Source organism: Photobacterium aphoticum (assembly GCF_001029435.1).
In the GTDB taxonomy this organism is placed as follows: domain Bacteria; phylum Pseudomonadota; class Gammaproteobacteria; order Enterobacterales; family Vibrionaceae; genus Photobacterium; species Photobacterium aphoticum.
Window position 1 is genome coordinate 1 of sequence record NZ_LDOV01000015.1, and the last position, 15,868, is coordinate 15,868.

The window sequence follows — 15,868 nt, forward strand, 5'->3', positions numbered from 1 at the left end:
TACCGAAGTAATGAATGAATTGACTGTGCCGACTTCTCTTTATTGCTAAAGGTCTATCGATTGGTCACTCAGTTTCATTGATAAATCTTTTTGACTATCTATTCAACGAGTGCCCACACAGATTGCATGGTCAAATTGTTAAAGAACAAACTGATTGGGTTAGCGACTTAAGTTGTCGTTCTCCGTGTCAGTGAGGCGGCATTATAGAGACTTCGCGCACACTGACAAGCGTTTTTTCAAAAAAAAATATCGCATGGTGATTATTTGAGCTAATGTGATCAACCTGACGCTAATTTCAACATTAGAGGGCTGTCACACTCGCTCACTAGCAATTCCAAGTCAATAAAAGTAATATCAATGTGACTCTGTTGTTAAAATAACCAATAACGTCTTTTTCTCTTTTCTTATGACGATGTAGTTTGAATATGAAATTATCCAATCAAACCCTATTACCGGTTCTTGCAATCGCTATAGTCGGTGGGATCCTGTTTACTGCTATTCTCACCTTCTCATCCGGCATCGCCTTTGCACTCGGTGTACTCTGTACTGCTTTTGTATTGCCTCGAATCTCTTCTTTCCAACCTTCTAGCACGACGCAAGACGATACAACGCAAGCCAGCAAAACCCTTTATGTCGGTAACCTGCCTTATCGCGCCAATGAAAATGAAGTCAAGCAGCTCTTTTCAGAGCATGGTGAAGTGTTCGCCGTTCGCCTTATGAAAGATAAGCGAACCGGCAAACGACGTGGCTTTGGCTTTGTGGTGATGAACAGTAAAGACGCAGACAATGCGATCGACAATCTGAATAACAAAGAATATGGCCAACGTACCCTGAAAGTACGAGAAGCCAATGAACCTAAGACCGAGGATAGTTCAGAGATGTAACGGGCTGCAGGTGCAACCTCTCGAGACTCTGATTCAGTGCCGCTAGGGATTTCCCAGCGGCACTGTTGTATGTGAGGTTTGGCAACGGGTTTTCTTCCCCCGCAACTTCGCCGAGTAACGCTTTCACACGCGACGCAATCGCCTTACCGGAATCGATGATTTGCACAGGCGCCTGAAACGCGGCACGGATTTCTTCTTTAATTAAAGGGAAATGGGTACAACCTAAAACAATGCTATCTACACACGCTTGCCAAGGCTGCAAAATCTCACGCACTTCCTCAATACTCACCGCCTCACCGCGTAACTTCTCTTCGGCCATTTCAACGAGCCGGGTCGACCCAATGCGCATCACGTCACAATCGCTGGCAAATTGGCTGATCAGGCTATCGATATAAGCGCGTTGTACCGTTGCCGGCGTTGCCAATAAACCAATGACTTTACGCTCACTCAAAGCCGCAGCCGGTTTAATCGCAGGAACCACACCGACTACAGGAATAGTCAGTTGTTCTCGTAAGGTCGGCAGCACAATGGTACTGGCGGTATTGCAGGCCACAACCACCAAATCAATCTGATGACGCGCCACCAGCAGACCAATAATGTGGCTTGCTCGTTCAATCAACTCCCCTTCTGGCAATTCACCATAAGGAAAGGCAGCATCATCGAACGCATAGATATAATGAAGATGAGGCAGTTGCGCATAGATCTCCTGGTATACCGATAAGCCACCTACACCAGAATCAAAAATCAATACCCGCTTCACTCTCATTACCTTCTATCGACGCCTGTTAACGGCGCTTATGATACTGCGAATCCCGTTTAGCGCCAAAAGTCTTCCCGCTTATTCCAACGAGCTTTACAAGTGATAACGCTGATAGTGAAAACGCGACTGACGCTCAATATGCGTTAAACACACCTCGAGGCGTGCCTTAAAACACGGCGCTTCCACCACCAAGGTATGAAACTCACCGTCCTCCCCACAAGGGTCAACCCCTTCTGGCAATGCAGCGACAAAGTCATGGCTATACCATTGCCCACAGTATGCTCCGTCCAATTGTGTGGTATCCACCGTGGTCACTAACGTTTGGATCCCACAGTCGACAATTTCCTTGGCTAATAGCGCACTGTCCTCCCCCATCAGCGGGAACACACATTGCCATCCCGCCGGTTCAATGTAACTGCGACGATAATCCGCAATCCCATTACAGAACATATCGCCAAAGGCAACCGCATCGATCTCTATCCCGGATGCACACAGTCCTTCCACAATACAAGACTGATACACCGTATTAGGCGGAAACACCTCGGGTAACACAATTTCCACCAACGGTAATCCCACTAAAGCCGCTTGTGCACGCACCACGTCAATGGGTGTCGCCTGAAAAGGCACTTCATCCGTGACATAAGAGGTATACAGGCCAACCACCTGATAACGGGGATCGCGCAATAAGCGCAATAAAGTGAGGGTGGAATCTTTACCGGATGACCAACTCACCATGGTTTTGATCGGAGACATCTCTTTTCCTTTCAAACGCCTTCAAAAAAGCCACCCGCAGGTGGCTTATCTTTTATTTAAAACTGGTACGTTACTGTCGCGTAATAACTGCGCTCTTGCACATTATAGGTACTACGTGAGGTGTAATTCTCATCAAAGAGGTTAGCAACACGACCACGTACGGTCAGATGATCATTAATGAAGTAGCTGGCTGCTACATCCACCAATACATATGCATCTAACGACTTCGTATTAAGATCGTCTTCATAACTCTTACCTTTATACAGTGCACTCATATCCAACTGCCACTGTTCCAGCATGTATGACATGTTCCATTTCGCACTGTGCTTAGCTCGACGGATCAATTGCTTACCGGTTTCTGTGTCTTCTGCATCCAGGTAGTCATAACTCAACTCATGGTACACCGGGCCAGTATTAAATTGAGAGGTCAACTCAATCCCTTGTAGACGTGCATTATCGACATTCATTGGCAACCAATCACTATTCGGATCGCTACTATCCATCGGCGCCCATGCAATCAGTTGTTCCACATCATTGCGATAACCCGTCACACGCCAGTCCAGCCAAGCTTGGCTACCTGAGAGTGCCACTTCATAGTTTGTCGACTCTTCTGGCTTCAAATTCGGGTTGCCTGAACCCGGCCAGTAAAAATCATTAAAGGAGGGTGCTTTAAAGCCAGTGCCCACACTGGCTGATAATTGGTAATCCTCAAGGAAAGTATACGCGCCCGCCACCAGCCACGTGGTATTCGTACCGTAGCTGTCATTATCATCGGTACGTACGCTGCCCTCTAACTGCAAATTCCCTGCACGGTAAATAGAGTTAATGTAAGCGGCGGCGTTATCACGCTCATCTTCTTCATAGACCGTGGTGCTGTTAGACACCGAGTCACGATAGAACTCTACGCCCCCACCCACACCTAACTGTTGGTTGACTTGATAATGATTCAACCAGTTTGCCAGCAAACGCTCGGTTTTGATTTCGCTGCCCGTCTTTCCTTGGCTGTTGTTCTGGGCTTTGTCCTGATTGTGCGCCACGGTGAATTCGCTCATCAGCTTATCATTCACATAGGCCGCTTTGACCGCGACATTGTAAAGGCTGCTATCAGTGTAAGCGCCAACAGCACCATAGCCGTCATCGTAATCCGCTTTACCGTCGTGGTAGTACCCCTGCAGGCTCAACTGCCAGTTCTCACCAACCGCCGTACCGATCTCACCGACCACATTGTGGCTTTCAAAACCGTCATCATCCTGTTCAAACGGTAACTGACGTGCAGAGAAACCATCAGCCTGCTCGGTTTTCACCGCTAACTTGCCCCAGCTGCTTTGTCCCAGTGTACCTGCGACGGAGCCACCTAACTGGGTATAACCATCACTGCCGATACCCGCTGTAATTTGTGCCTGTTGCTCACCCGGCTGGTACGCGGTAATGATATTCAGCACACCACCGATCGCATCTGAACCGTATAACGCCGCGCGTGAGCCGCGAATAAACTCAATACGTTCAATGCCGGTTAACGGGATTTGACTGAAGTCTGCACTGCCCAGTGTCGCACTACCAATACGTACGCCATTGATCATGACAAGAAGGTGTTTTGAGGAGGTACCGCGTACGTACACTTCGGTGTTTTGGCCATAACCGCCCGACACAACTTGGACGCCCGGTAAACGGCGAAGCACTTCAGCAAGGGATTTAGCCTGAATGGCATTGATTTCTTCTTGGGTGACGACAGAAACAGGCGCAATCACTTCTTTGATTGGCTGTTCAAATCGGTTGGCTGTTACCACCATCACTTCATCCGCAGATTGTGCAGCAACAGAAACGGGCAGGCACAGGGGTGCCAACGCCACGGCTAAAAGCGTTTTTTTCATTGTATGGATTACCTTAAGTCGCGTTGATTACTGAGTAAAGTTACTCGGTACACTGGTCGGTCTTCGGACTTAAGAGCATGGTTGGACAACCACCTAGGCAACAACTTCCCACTTCGGTGCCTACGTTGTGTAAGCGATTGAAGCAGTGTTCGGAACTTACGTCCATGTGCTTTCGTTCTCTATCACCGCTGCGCGTCAGTTACGGATTTCCACCGTATTCCCTCTGCCTGACTTGTCAGGCTAACCAGCGCAAACGCATGCTAGTAATCCCCTTAAACAATGTCTAGTGTCATTTCCCTTTGATGACGAAATATCGCCTGTTTCAACATTTTTATCTGGCACAACACTGGACATCGGTCAACAATGCAATAAAATCTGCGCTCTTATTTTGAGCAGTTTCTGAGGCAACCACTATGGCATCTACCGACATCAATCCAGCTGAGTACCAAGCGCAGCTCGATGAAAAGGCAGCGCGTATTCAAAATATCTTCCAAGATTTTGAAACCCCTGAGCTTGAGGTCTTTGCCTCTCCTGCTGAGCACTACCGTATGCGTGCAGAGTTCCGCGTATGGCATGAAGGTGACGATCTTTACTACATCATGTTCAACCAGGAAACGCGTGAGAAATACCGCGTGGATCAGTTCCCGGCAGCCAGCCGCCTGATCAATGACATGATGCCCCTGCTGGTTGACGCGATTAAGCCAATCAAAGCCCTGCGCCACAAACTGTTCCAGGTGGATTTCCTTTCTACCCTGAGCGGTGAGATTCTGGTCTCTATGCTTTACCACCGTCAGTTAGACGATGCCTGGGTAGCGGAAGCAACCGCACTGAAGCAACGTCTGAATGACGAAGGCTTTAACGTGAACTTCATCGGCCGTGCCCGTAAGCAGAAAATCGTACTGGATCAGGAGTTCGTGATCGAAAAACTGAAAGTGAACGATCGCGTACTGACCTACAAGCAGGTGGAAAACAGCTTCACCCAGCCAAACGGCGAAGTGGCACAGAAGATGTTGGAGTGGGCGGTTGACTGTACTCAGGACAGCCAAGGCGATCTGCTGGAACTGTACTGCGGTAACGGTAACTTCTCGCTGGCACTGGCACAGAACTTTGAACGTGTACTGGCCACTGAATTGGCTAAGCCATCGGTAGACTCTGCACAGTTCAACATTGCGGTAAACAACATCGACAACGTACAGATCATCCGTATGTCAGCCGAAGACTTTACTGATGCAATGGAAGGTCGTCGTGAGTTCCGTCGCCTGAAAGATCAGAACGTCGATCTGCAGAGCTACAACTGCAACACGATCTTTGTGGATCCACCACGATCTGGCATGGATGAAGGCACATGCCGCATGGTGCAGGGTTACGATCGCATCATGTACATCTCCTGTAACCCAGACACACTGAAAGAGAACCTGGATATTCTGAGCGAAACACACCGCATTACCCGTTTTGCTCTGTTTGATCAGTTCCCTTACACCCACCACATGGAAGCGGGTGTATTGCTTGAGCGCAAATAATCCGCTCGGCTGAACAGGCACAAAAAAAGGCGCATCATGCGCCTTTTTTATCTGCGATTTTCAGAACAACACGGTTTATGCCTGTGCTTCTGTTTTCGGGCTCATCACGCCCAGTTTCACCGCCACCCAAATCAATAGACCCAAACAGATCATCAGTGGCAGGAAGTTAGAGCCCATGTCTGGCACCTGCGCGCGCAGGAAGGCAGAGTAACCAAAAGCACCCACGAGGAAACAGGCAAAGGCAATCGCCGGCGTGCCTTCTGCCATCGGCTTGCTCAAGTACTCCTGGTACAGGCAGTACACCGCCAATGCAAATGCGATCACGGGGAAAATAGAGAAAGCGACGGCACTTGATGTCAGTACTGCCAATGTTGCGTTACCACACAGGCCTGCCAACAGCGACAGTACCAGTGTTTTACGTTCCGCTTTAATTTGTTCCTTGTTCATATCCATTCACCAACATAACAAAGTTAGAGTTTTTGCCTGAGCTCTCTGCGCTCACGCTCTTTACGGTACCAGTAGGCACCCTTTGCAATCATTCGCAATTGCATGATCAATCGCTCAGCATGCTCAGCACGAGCATGACTGTCTAAATCCAACGCTTCTGCCCCTGAACTGAACACCAAGGTCACGGATGCTTCCGCCTGCGTGTACGCCTCATCGTGCGTCACACCGGTTTTCGCCACCAAGTACTCCGTCAGTTCAGCCACAAAATGTTGGATCTCTCGGGCCACCGCCGCACGAAACGCCGGTGAGGTACCGGAACGTTCACGCAACAGCAACCGAAACACGTTCGGGCTGCTTTCAATGAATTCCATGAAAGTCTCAACAGAAGTGCGGATCACACTGCCTTCTTTGGCAATACGTTGGCGAGCCTGACGCATCAGCTGGCGCAAAATCAAACCACCTTCATCGACCATGGTCAGACCGAGCTCATCCATATCTTTGAAGTGACGATAAAAAGATGTCGGTGCGATACCGGCCTCTCTGGCCACTTCCCGCAAGCTGAGGTTTGAAAAGCTGCGTTCAGCACTTAATTGATTAAATGCAGCATCAATCAGTGAGCGGCGGGTTTTTTCTTTCTGCTGAGCCCTGATACCCATGGGTTGTCTGTTTCTCTTTGAATTATCTTGCGTCAAGGTGAGTGCCACTATACCCGCTTTTTACAGCCATCAAAACATAGTAATTCCAGACCTACGCTTAATCAAAGCCGTTCTCTCGAGTTTTTCTACTGGCTCACAAAGTCGCCATTCCCTCACGCTCCTGATAAAAACGTCACCCAGCTCCAATTTTTGACTTTTTTGTCACATCACAACGTGATCGATACCGCTCTATCATGGCTCACTGATTCTACCAGCCCTAAAGGAAAGTTAACATAACCAGACATTAATGTTGCGCAAATGATAATAAGGCTAAGCATGACAAAGACTCTCTCGTCACCTTCTCAGCATTTTGACGCTATCATCATCGGCAGTGGACCCGGCGGAGAAGGTGCCGCCATGGGGCTGACCAAAGCCGGCTTCAATGTCGCGATTATTGAGCGGGAAGCCAGTGTCGGGGGCGGCTGCACACACTGGGGCACCATCCCATCCAAAGCCTTGCGTCATGCCGTCAGCCGCATCATTGAATACAACCACAATCCCCTTTACTGCAAAAACAACACTCAGCTGCACAGTACCTTCAGCCAGATCCTCGGCCATGCCCAAGACGTGGTGAACAAACAAACCCGTATGCGCCAGGGCTTTTACGATCGCAATAAGTGCACACTGATCTTTGGTGAAGCCCGTTTTACCGGCAGTCACAGCATTGTGGTCACGAAGCCTGACAACAGTCTTGAACACTACAGTGCGGATCGCTTCATCATCGCCACCGGTTCACGCCCTTACCAACCGGACAACGTCGACTTCTCCCACACCCGGATTTATAACAGCGATTCGATCTTGCAGCTCAAACACGACCCACGCCATATCATCATCTACGGTGCAGGGGTGATTGGCAGTGAATACGCCTCCATCTTCCGAGGACTCGGGGTCAAAGTGGATTTGATCAATACCCGGGATCGGCTACTGGAGTTTTTGGATAATGAAATATCCGATTCGCTCTCTTATCACTTCTGGAACAGCGGGGTGATGATCCGCAACGGCGAAGCCTACGAACAGATAGAAGGGACTGAGGACGGGGTCATTTTACACCTGCAATCGGGCAAGAAAATGCGCGCAGACTGCTTGCTCTATGCCAATGGCCGTACCGGTAATACCGATACCTTGCAACTGGAGCATGTCGGCCTGACACCGGATTCGCGTGGCCAGTTGTCGGTCAACCAAAACTACCGCACGGACGTCGAGCACATCTATGCGGTGGGGGATGTGATTGGCTACCCGAGCCTGGCCAGCGCCGCCTACGATCAGGGCCGCTTTGTGGCGCAAGCCATTGCCAACGGCGAAGCGGACAGCCAGCTGATCGACCATATTCCTACCGGTATTTACACTATTCCGGAGATCAGCTCGGTGGGCAAAACGGAGCAAGAACTCACCGCAGAGAAAGTGCCCTATGAAGTCGGCCGCTCGCAGTTCAAACACCTCGCCCGCGCCCAAATTGCCGGTACCGAAGTGGGCAGCCTGAAGATCTTGTTCCACCGTGATACCAAAGCGATCCTCGGGATCCACTGCTTTGGCGAACGCGCCGCTGAGATCATCCATATCGGTCAGGCGATCATGGAGCAAAAAGGCGACGGCAATACCATCGAGTATTTCGTCAATACCACCTTCAACTACCCGACAATGGCGGAGGCCTACCGCGTCGCGGCACTCAATGGCTTAAACCGGTTGTTCTAACCGGCATCACACATCATCCGCAGACACAAAAAACGGCGCACTCAGCGCCGTTTTCTTTTTCATCGTGTGGATGAAGTATCGGTATCTCGTCTTGCCATCATGCCTTGCCGTCTAACAAGCGATCATCGGGCGTCAAAATCGATGCCCACGGCAATGTCTCATCCCCCAGGGTAATGAAGTTCGGGTTTTCCAACGTCTCACGCTCGTTGTAAGACAGCGGATCCAAATGGGTATTGAGAATACGACCACCGGCTTCTTCCACAATGCACTGCGTGGCGGCGGTATCCCACTCGCCGGTCGGTCCAAGGCGTAAATAACAGTCCACCGCCCCTTCTGCCACTAAACACGATTTCAGTGCCGCCGAGCCCAATGGCACCAAATCATAATTCAGAGAGGGATCCAGTCGATTGGTGATCCCGCTCAGATCCTGACGGCGGCTGATCGCCACCCCCAAAGACTGAACCGGTTGGGTCGGTTTGTGTGTGCTTATCGCCACCGTTTCACCGCTCGCCAAGGTTTTCCACGCCCCCTGACCACGGCTGGCGTAATACACCACATCCGTCATCGGGGCATACACCACCCCCATCACCGGCTGATGGTTTTCCACCAGAGCAATGATCGTGGCAAAGTCACCACTGCGGGCAATGAACTCCTGCGTGCCATCGAGCGGATCCACCAGCCAATAGCGTGACCAGCGCGCTCGCTCACTCAACGGGATATTGGCATCTTCTTCCGACAGCACCGGGATATCCGGCGTCAGGGCTGACAAGCGTGCCATGATCAGATCATGGGCCGCTAAATCGGCACTGGTGACGGGTGTGCTGTCTTGCTTGGTGTACTCTTCAAATTGGCCACGCTGATAAATCTCCGCAATCACCTTACCGGCTTCGCGGGCGATCTCCGTGACCTGAGGTAATAAAGTCGATCGATCCATCTGCGCTCCTATTTGGCTAAATGTTTAAGGGCCAGGAACAATGCCGTGATACTACGCGCTTCGGCAAAGTCGAGATGCGTCAGTAATTCTTCGGCCTGACTCAGTGGCCAGCGTACGATTTCTAGCGGCTCCGGCTCATCCCCTTCCAATTGTTCAGGATACAGATCCTGCGCCAGGAACAAGGTCATGCGGCTGGAGAAATACGACGGGGCTAACACCACTTCTTTCAAAGGTTGCAACTGATGGGCACCAAAACCGATCTCTTCTTTCAGTTCACGGTTCGCCGCCTCATGAGCACTTTCACCCGCATCAATCAGTCCTTTCGGAAAGCCTAACTCGTAACGCTCGGTACCGGCTGCGTATTCACGGATCAGCAGAATATCGCCATCCGCCGTGACAGGCACTACCAGCACCGCATGTCGCCCCGATGGCTTCATACGTTCATAGGTGCGCTCAACGCCGTTGGAAAAGCGCAGATCGAGTGACTCAATTTTGAATAACTGAGATTGGGCAACCACTTCGGTGGCAAGAATTTGAGGTTTTTTATGATCGGCAGCCATGTTATGTCCTGTTTGAAAGCCTGTTACGACATCAAACCGTAACCCTGACACTGTCTTTCATTTAATTGCAAGCGGGGAACGAAATAAAGCACTTTCTGAGGAAAACGTTAACCCGGCAAGGGCTGCCGGGTTAGAGGAAGGGCCTGTTGCGTTAGAAACGGCCGCTGTAAGTAATGCGGTATTGCCCTTTGGGATCCGGGCTGCCGAGCCATTTCAGCTGCTGGCCCAATTGCGGCGGAAACTCTGCGCCCGGCTTAAACCAACCGGCCAACGCGTAGTTGTTACCTTGCGCCAATGAGACATTCCATTGGCTCATCACCTGTGGCGAGTCTTGCTTCATGTCCGCCAGCACTTTGCCATTGTCACACGACAAATCGGCAATGACCGGCCCCGGATTCAAGCCGCCCAGTGGTGAAGACACCTCGGCACCACTCCATGCCAGTGTACCTTCCAACGTCTCACAGTATGGCGCAGCAAACTGGTAATCACGCAATGTCAGCTCTAAGTTGCCCGCCACGGTCACCGGCACACCAGAAGGCGCAAACTGCATCATCTCTGTCGCAGGTACAGACACCAACAGGTTTTCCGCAAACGGCCCGGCACTGCGATAGCCGACCACGCCACGGCCGGTCAGCCCCATGTCGCTCCCCTGACCAAAACGCACGTCCAGCTTCACGCTGCCCATCAGCAATGGCAGTACACGCATGTCCCACTGCACACGGCCCAAGTTTTTCCCCTGCCAGCGTACCTGTGCGGCCTGACCCTGCCACAGGGTGCCATCAATGCCACTGATCTGCAGGCTAGCCAGTTTGGGCACCTGCTGCCACGCCCAGCTTGCCGGTACGTGAGCCACTACACTGCTGGTTAATGCGACTCCGAACGAGACGCCCAATAACACTTTATACTTCACGATCACCCCCGCCCTAACTGCAAGCGGTTCACTTCCACCATGCCAGCCTGATCCATTTTGGATACATCCAGGAACTGGGCATCAATCCCGTGCTCATCGCGCAAATACGCTAACCAGCTGATCAGCGTATTGAATGGCAAGGGCTTCACCCACACCTGAACCGCTTCACTGCGAGGCTGCATACGGATCAGCTCGATGCGAAAACGGCCAGTGGTTTCGTTGATCACCTGATTGAGGCCCTTGTTGCTGACGGCACCGGTTGAACCGGATGTGCCGCGCAAGGCGACGATCTCATCGGCTTTCTTGGTCACCCAGGTCAGCAACTGACGTTCAGACTGCAAACGGTTTTCGGTATTTTGCGCCGATGCCGCCAACGGCTGCCAGATCCCCCAATACAGGACAGCCAGCACTAACGCACCACCGCCGCCCAGTACCAGACGTTGCTCACGGGCACTTAACCCTTTCCACCAGGCGTTCATGACTTTCTCCTCAAGACTACGGCACCGGTCACTTGATTGCCTTCACGGTTTAACTGCCCTTGCTCGACGGTAAAGTTTTCAGCCAGCAGGGTACGTAGCTGTTCAAAATGCTGGAACTCACCGGCCACCCCTTGGAAGCGGATTTCGCCACGGTTCTGATCGTATTTGAAGTTCTGCATCGACATCTGTGGCACTTTCGCCAGTGCCGGCTGCAACTGTACCAACCATGGCAACAGGCCACTGTCTTCACTGCTGCCACCCAGACGGCTCAGCTCACTGTTCATCTGACGTTTCAGGTAACTCTGTGAAGGAACGCGTTTAAACTGTGGGAGTACCTGACGGAAAATACGCTCACTTTCCGCTTTGTAGGCCAACGCCTGTTTGTCCATCGCCTGCATCGACACAAAGTGCTGACCGGCCAGCACGGCCACCAGCATCCCGGCGGCAATCGCCACTTTACGCCATGGTTTAAGGTGCTTACGCCATGCGGGCTGCTGCTTATACACGCCCGACAGCATGTTCACCTTGCTGGCCAAGGCGCCTTGTGCCAACAACTGCATCACCAATTCCGGCGCTTCCGCCTGCCAGCGACCCGGCATATTTTCCGGTGCCGGGGTGTAGTGATGGATCACGATATCTTGCGCCGTTAACGGCGTGTCATCGACAGGCGAAGATTTTTCCAACGAGACCACTTCAGAGGCATCGGCAGATGTGTCGCTGTCCTCTGTCGCGTCATGGTCAGCGTCACTGTCGGCATCGTCTTCATCCACGGCTGGCACAATCGGTGCCTGCTGTGCTGAGAGCCAGGCCGCTAACCAGGTTGTTTCTGCTGCGATCCCTTGTACCGCAGACTGACGGATCAACCACTGGCCTTCAATTTCTGCCGCTGAATAGCTGTGATCAAAATGCGGCAGACACAAACAGTCCGGCAGCATCGCTTTGATCTCAATGCCCGCCTCACGCAATGCAGCCAGCCACTCTTCCATCTTACGGTGTTCAATCACCGCCACTTGGGCCAAATCGCCGTTTTTCTCCAGCAGGTGCACATGCAGATTATCCACATCCTGCGCCAGCTCTTCTTCCAGAAGAAAAGGCAGTACGCTGGCCAACTGACGGCTACTTCCCGCAGGAATCGATACCTGAGTCATCAGCACATCACTGGCTGGGATCAAGGCATACACCGTTCGCTGAGCGGCATAGTCCGCGATCTCATCAAGGAGGCTGATATTGTCCAGCTGACCCGATGCGATCACTTCGTTTTGTTGTGGCGACCAGACAAGCCATTGCACCGGCTGTTCAGCACGGCTACTCAGCCTGATTGTCAGAAATTCGCTCACTGATTCCTCCATAACGGCGACGTACTACTGTCACCTTGTCTTCACTATCTCGCTTGAGCAAGGCTACAAGCCGCACTCGGGATCTATCGACCACAATCTCAGTATCTAATTGAAAGTAATCACTGGTAACCGACAGAAAATCTTTTGCCTGCTTTTTGACTTCCGCATCCAAGCTGGCCAACTGCGGCTCAGCGAGAAAATCATCCACGGCTCCCCACCCATCATAAGGGCGCTCTTGCAGTAAGGCTTGAGCATCCGACAATGACAAACGCGGTGCAAACAGTCCGACCAAAATCGCGGCCTGACTCTCATATAAGGTGTTCACGTTCACCGCCAGCGTGGTGGTCGGGATCGCACACAGCAGCGGCTTCACTTTGTCAAAAATCTCCGCCGAGACGCCATTCACCGCACGCAACTCACTGATGTCTGCCATCCAGTCACGCGGTGGCAAATACGGCGGACGAAAACCTTCATAGGTGCTGTCACCGGCGCCGAACGAGGAGTTCACCGCTTCCGCCGGATCGACATATTCCCATATCGATTCCGCCACCACTTCGGCGTCGTAACTTTCTACGCCCACTTCTTCCATCATCGTCTGCAGCGCTTTCACCAAGTACGGCTGGCTGCTGCGATCGGTCAGCGGCGCAAGACCGGATAACGCATTAACATTGAAACAAGCCTGACGGTCATACATGTTGCCGGTGGCACTGCCGCCATCGAGCGGATAACGCTGATCCCGCGTGGCCCACGCCTGGCTCAGGTTCACGGTGTCACTGTCTTCAATGCCTTGCTCTAAGGCCACCTTGCCGAGGGCTTCCATCCCCTGTGCAAACCAATAGGCTTGCTGGTTTTGGATCTGGCTCTCGACCCGGTAAAAATTCATGTGTAAGCGGTCACTCATCTGTACCGCTAACGTGGTCATCATGGCCAGCAACAGCAACACCACGATCAGGGCGACCCCTTTTTGTTTGTGTGGTCTGCGTATCATTCTTCTTTCTCCGCCGTCAGTACGGAGGTCGGCAGCATATACACCCGCTCAATCTCGCCGTAATCTTCCAACGTCAGCTGCACCATCACCCCTTGTGGCAGCGTGGCGGCTTTGTCCCAGCGATCCGACCATTTCTTATCGCTGTAAAAACGAAACGCCAGCTTTTCCACCCCGGTCAGAATAGGACGCACTAACGCATCGGTGCCGACCACGGTATCCGGGTAACGGAACCACACACGCTCCAGTGTGTCGTCGACCACGCGGTAGCCTACCTTCAACACTTCCCCGCGCGGGAACATCTCTTGCGGGTTTTGCCACCCTAAGCGGGTAAACAAGATGCCGTCACTGGAGGAGTCCAACAGGTATTCACTGCTTTGCAGCAACTTGTCACTGGCGGTTTCGCCTAAGTTACGGGTTTTGCGCGCCACGATTTGACGGAAGTCGTTATCCATCATCACCATCGCGCGCTGAATTTCCTGTAAACGCGCATTGTGCTCAAGCGACTGAGCATTACTGCGCTGTACCCCATTGAGCACCTGGTAGGCTGACAGACTGAGCATCGAGAACACCGCAATCGCCACCAGCACTTCCAGCAGGGTAAAACCGGCAGCGCGTCGGCTTACGTTTAACTTAGTTTTCAACATAGGTTCTTAGCGTCACAACGGAGTTTTTACGGGCTTCATCGGTGGTCACGGTGACATCCAGCGCCCGCAAAAAACCATCGGCGGTTTTGGTGGTTTTAATGGTCCAGTACCATTCTCGGCCAGCCAGTTCCGACTTCCCTTTCTTGGCGGACGTCGGGATTTCACCGGACAAACGCACTTTGGCTAATTCGTTATCGGCCACCATGGCAGCAAAGGTCTTTTCTTCTAAATAACTGAGGGTATTGAGGTGCTGGCTCACGGCCTTCATCACACTCAATGCCGCCGTGGCAAACACGGCCAGTGCCACCAGCACTTCCAGCAGGGTCATCCCTCGTTGTCGATGATGCTTGAAATTCACGGCCATTCCTCTTCTTTCTCACGGAGACTCTCTATCGATTCTCCCGGTGGTAACAGATACAGCTGTCCGAGTTCATCGGCCTGTACCCGCCAGAATTGATTTTCCCCTTCGACTTCAAACTCCAGGGTAAACGGGGTGTATTCCCCACTGGCCATCACCACCACCTGAGGCGGCTTAATTTTGTCTTTGTCAGTTTGCTCAGCAAACAAGTCTTCATCAAACAAGGAGCCCGGTTTGAATAACCGATCGTTGTCCTGCCATGAATAACTGCCGATCTCGACGTTCAAACGAATGTCCTCGGGCATCTCTACCCGGGTAAAGAATCGAGACGCTTGCATCGGCTCCCAGTCTTGACTGGTTAGCTGAAGAAACTGGTAATGATCACGCTCTACACGAATGCCGTAATCCCTGCCATTTAGCAGGGACTCCTCGCCCAGTAACTGGACGAGGTGACGAAAACGTGCAGCTTCTTCCTTGACCGCATCCTCCTTGCTTTCAGGCATGGAGATGATCACCGCCACGGCACTGCTAGCCAGCAGCACCAATACCAACAATATTTCGATCAGGGTAAAACCTGCTGCACGTTTCTGCATGCTTAGAAGTCCAGCATGTTCCAGTTACCGATGTCAGTGTTCACACCTTCACCGCCTTCCTGACCATCTGCACCTAGGCTGAACACATCTACCGGGCCGTTTTCACCAGGCATGATGTAGCCGTACTCGTTACCCCAAGGATCTTTTGGCAGACGCTTGATGTAACCGCCGTCACGGTAGTTACGTGGTTCTGGGCTGGCTGATGGCTTGCTCACTAGCGCGTCCAGACCTTGGTCTGTTGATGGGTACACGCTGTTATCCAGTTTGTACATATCCAGTGCATTTTCCAGTGCGCCGATATCGGTCACTACTTTCTGCTGGTCTGCTTTTTCTTTGTTACCCAATAGGTTTGGCACGACCAGACTGGCCAGTACGCCAAGGATAACGATCACGACCATAACTTCTAACAGCGTAAAGCCGCGTTGTTTGCGTTGCATTGAGAA

Annotated in this window: 18 protein-coding genes and 1 riboswitch; of the genes, 3 read left to right on the forward strand and 15 right to left on the reverse strand. The window is 51.9% G+C overall.

Annotated features, from left to right (window positions below):
• The first annotated feature begins 425 nt into the window (after positions 1 to 425).
• On the forward strand, positions 426 to 884 hold the full coding sequence (locus tag ABT58_RS07845) for an RNA recognition motif domain-containing protein (protein WP_047873847.1): 459 nt from the start codon (positions 426 to 428) through the stop codon (positions 882 to 884).
• Here ABT58_RS07845 and murI read toward each other — a convergent pair.
• From murI to ABT58_RS07860, 3 genes are all read right to left on the reverse strand, one after another.
• The gene (murI, locus tag ABT58_RS07850; RefSeq protein WP_047873848.1) at positions 856 to 1,650 is read right to left on the reverse strand and encodes a glutamate racemase; all 795 of its coding nucleotides are present in this window, start codon (positions 1,648 to 1,650) and stop codon (positions 856 to 858) included. The two genes, ABT58_RS07845 and murI, sit on opposite strands and share 29 nt — an antisense overlap.
• A gap of 87 nt (positions 1,651 to 1,737) precedes the next feature.
• A complete protein-coding gene (locus tag ABT58_RS07855) occupies positions 1,738 to 2,397 on the reverse strand; it encodes a Dph6-related ATP pyrophosphatase (RefSeq protein ID WP_047873849.1) in 660 nt (219 codons plus the stop codon).
• Positions 2,398 to 2,453: 56 nt separating this feature from the next.
• Positions 2,454 to 4,268, reverse strand: a complete 1,815-nt coding sequence (locus ABT58_RS07860) for a TonB-dependent receptor domain-containing protein (RefSeq protein WP_047873850.1) — start codon at positions 4,266 to 4,268, stop codon at positions 2,454 to 2,456.
• A gap of 37 nt (positions 4,269 to 4,305) precedes the next feature.
• Positions 4,306 to 4,532: riboswitch (cobalamin riboswitch) on the reverse strand.
• A 149-nt stretch (positions 4,533 to 4,681) separates the two neighbouring features.
• Between ABT58_RS07860 and trmA the strand changes: the two genes are divergently transcribed.
• A complete protein-coding gene (gene trmA, locus ABT58_RS07865; RefSeq protein WP_047873851.1) occupies positions 4,682 to 5,788 on the forward strand; it encodes a tRNA (uridine(54)-C5)-methyltransferase TrmA in 1,107 nt (368 codons plus the stop codon).
• Positions 5,789 to 5,863: 75 nt separating this feature from the next.
• On the opposite strand, the gene ABT58_RS07870 is transcribed toward trmA, so the two are convergent.
• Together ABT58_RS07870 and fabR are read right to left on the reverse strand one after the other, a co-directional pair.
• On the reverse strand, positions 5,864 to 6,235 hold the full coding sequence (locus tag ABT58_RS07870) for a YijD family membrane protein (protein WP_047873852.1): 372 nt from the start codon (positions 6,233 to 6,235) through the stop codon (positions 5,864 to 5,866).
• 23 nt (positions 6,236 to 6,258) lie between these two features.
• A complete protein-coding gene (fabR, locus tag ABT58_RS07875; RefSeq protein WP_047873853.1) occupies positions 6,259 to 6,891 on the reverse strand; it encodes an HTH-type transcriptional repressor FabR in 633 nt (210 codons plus the stop codon).
• A gap of 315 nt (positions 6,892 to 7,206) precedes the next feature.
• On the opposite strand from fabR, the gene sthA reads away from it, so the two are divergent.
• Positions 7,207 to 8,622: a Si-specific NAD(P)(+) transhydrogenase gene (sthA, locus tag ABT58_RS07880; RefSeq protein ID WP_047873854.1), complete on the forward strand. Its 1,416-nt coding sequence runs from the start codon at positions 7,207 to 7,209 to the stop codon at positions 8,620 to 8,622.
• Positions 8,623 to 8,719: 97 nt separating this feature from the next.
• Here the strand turns inward: sthA and cysQ are convergent, their stop codons facing one another.
• The 10 genes from cysQ to gspG form a co-directional block, all read right to left on the reverse strand.
• On the reverse strand, positions 8,720 to 9,556 hold the full coding sequence (gene cysQ, locus ABT58_RS07885) for a 3'(2'),5'-bisphosphate nucleotidase CysQ (protein WP_047873855.1): 837 nt from the start codon (positions 9,554 to 9,556) through the stop codon (positions 8,720 to 8,722).
• Between the two features lie 8 nt (positions 9,557 to 9,564).
• Positions 9,565 to 10,116 (reverse strand): ADP compounds hydrolase NudE, encoded by a 552-nt coding sequence (gene nudE / locus ABT58_RS07890; RefSeq protein WP_047873856.1) that lies wholly within the window; start codon positions 10,114 to 10,116, stop codon positions 9,565 to 9,567.
• A 151-nt stretch (positions 10,117 to 10,267) separates the two neighbouring features.
• Positions 10,268 to 11,026, reverse strand: coding sequence for a type II secretion system protein N (locus tag ABT58_RS07895; protein ID WP_047873930.1), 759 nt, complete (start codon positions 11,024 to 11,026; stop codon positions 10,268 to 10,270).
• A gap of 2 nt (positions 11,027 to 11,028) precedes the next feature.
• Entirely contained in the window at positions 11,029 to 11,505 is a 477-nt protein-coding gene (locus ABT58_RS07900; protein ID WP_047873857.1) for a type II secretion system protein M, read from the reverse strand.
• Entirely contained in the window at positions 11,502 to 12,842 is a 1,341-nt protein-coding gene (gene gspL, locus ABT58_RS07905; protein WP_229821785.1) for a type II secretion system protein GspL, read from the reverse strand. The genes ABT58_RS07900 and gspL overlap by 4 nt, the downstream gene beginning before the upstream one ends.
• A complete protein-coding gene (gspK, locus tag ABT58_RS07910) occupies positions 12,811 to 13,830 on the reverse strand; it encodes a type II secretion system minor pseudopilin GspK (protein WP_047873859.1) in 1,020 nt (339 codons plus the stop codon). Before gspK ends, gspL begins: the two co-directional genes overlap by 32 nt.
• On the reverse strand, positions 13,827 to 14,471 hold the full coding sequence (gene gspJ / locus ABT58_RS07915; RefSeq protein WP_229821784.1) for a type II secretion system minor pseudopilin GspJ: 645 nt from the start codon (positions 14,469 to 14,471) through the stop codon (positions 13,827 to 13,829). Before gspJ ends, gspK begins: the two co-directional genes overlap by 4 nt.
• A complete protein-coding gene (gspI, locus tag ABT58_RS07920) occupies positions 14,461 to 14,838 on the reverse strand; it encodes a type II secretion system minor pseudopilin GspI (RefSeq protein WP_047873861.1) in 378 nt (125 codons plus the stop codon). The genes gspJ and gspI overlap by 11 nt, the downstream gene beginning before the upstream one ends.
• A complete protein-coding gene (gene gspH / locus ABT58_RS07925) occupies positions 14,829 to 15,425 on the reverse strand; it encodes a type II secretion system minor pseudopilin GspH (protein ID WP_047873862.1) in 597 nt (198 codons plus the stop codon). The genes gspI and gspH overlap by 10 nt, the downstream gene beginning before the upstream one ends.
• A gap of 2 nt (positions 15,426 to 15,427) precedes the next feature.
• Positions 15,428 to 15,862: a type II secretion system major pseudopilin GspG gene (gspG, locus tag ABT58_RS07930; RefSeq protein ID WP_053063024.1), complete on the reverse strand. Its 435-nt coding sequence runs from the start codon at positions 15,860 to 15,862 to the stop codon at positions 15,428 to 15,430.
• Between the last annotated feature and the right edge of the window lie 6 nt (positions 15,863 to 15,868).

What these genes read in the sequence shown, in the direction of transcription:
- ABT58_RS07845 (WP_047873847.1), top strand. Translation starts at nt 426, where the DNA reads ATGAAATTATCCAATCAAACCCTATTACCGGTTCTTGCAATCGCTATA.
- murI (WP_047873848.1), bottom strand. Translation starts at nt 1,650, where the DNA reads ATGAGAGTGAAGCGGGTATTGATTTTTGATTCTGGTGTAGGTGGCTTA.
- ABT58_RS07855 (WP_047873849.1), bottom strand. Translation starts at nt 2,397, where the DNA reads ATGTCTCCGATCAAAACCATGGTGAGTTGGTCATCCGGTAAAGATTCC.
- ABT58_RS07860 (WP_047873850.1), bottom strand. Translation starts at nt 4,268, where the DNA reads ATGAAAAAAACGCTTTTAGCCGTGGCGTTGGCACCCCTGTGCCTGCCC.
- trmA (WP_047873851.1), top strand. Translation starts at nt 4,682, where the DNA reads ATGGCATCTACCGACATCAATCCAGCTGAGTACCAAGCGCAGCTCGAT.
- ABT58_RS07870 (WP_047873852.1), bottom strand. Translation starts at nt 6,235, where the DNA reads ATGAACAAGGAACAAATTAAAGCGGAACGTAAAACACTGGTACTGTCG.
- fabR (WP_047873853.1), bottom strand. Translation starts at nt 6,891, where the DNA reads ATGGGTATCAGGGCTCAGCAGAAAGAAAAAACCCGCCGCTCACTGATT.
- sthA (WP_047873854.1), top strand. Translation starts at nt 7,207, where the DNA reads ATGACAAAGACTCTCTCGTCACCTTCTCAGCATTTTGACGCTATCATC.
- cysQ (WP_047873855.1), bottom strand. Translation starts at nt 9,556, where the DNA reads ATGGATCGATCGACTTTATTACCTCAGGTCACGGAGATCGCCCGCGAA.
- nudE (WP_047873856.1), bottom strand. Translation starts at nt 10,116, where the DNA reads ATGGCTGCCGATCATAAAAAACCTCAAATTCTTGCCACCGAAGTGGTT.
- ABT58_RS07900 (WP_047873857.1), bottom strand. Translation starts at nt 11,505, where the DNA reads ATGAACGCCTGGTGGAAAGGGTTAAGTGCCCGTGAGCAACGTCTGGTA.
- gspK (WP_047873859.1), bottom strand. Translation starts at nt 13,830, where the DNA reads ATGATACGCAGACCACACAAACAAAAAGGGGTCGCCCTGATCGTGGTG.
- gspI (WP_047873861.1), bottom strand. Translation starts at nt 14,838, where the DNA reads ATGGCCGTGAATTTCAAGCATCATCGACAACGAGGGATGACCCTGCTG.
- gspH (WP_047873862.1), bottom strand. Translation starts at nt 15,425, where the DNA reads ATGCAGAAACGTGCAGCAGGTTTTACCCTGATCGAAATATTGTTGGTA.
- gspG (WP_053063024.1), bottom strand. Translation starts at nt 15,862, where the DNA reads ATGCAACGCAAACAACGCGGCTTTACGCTGTTAGAAGTTATGGTCGTG.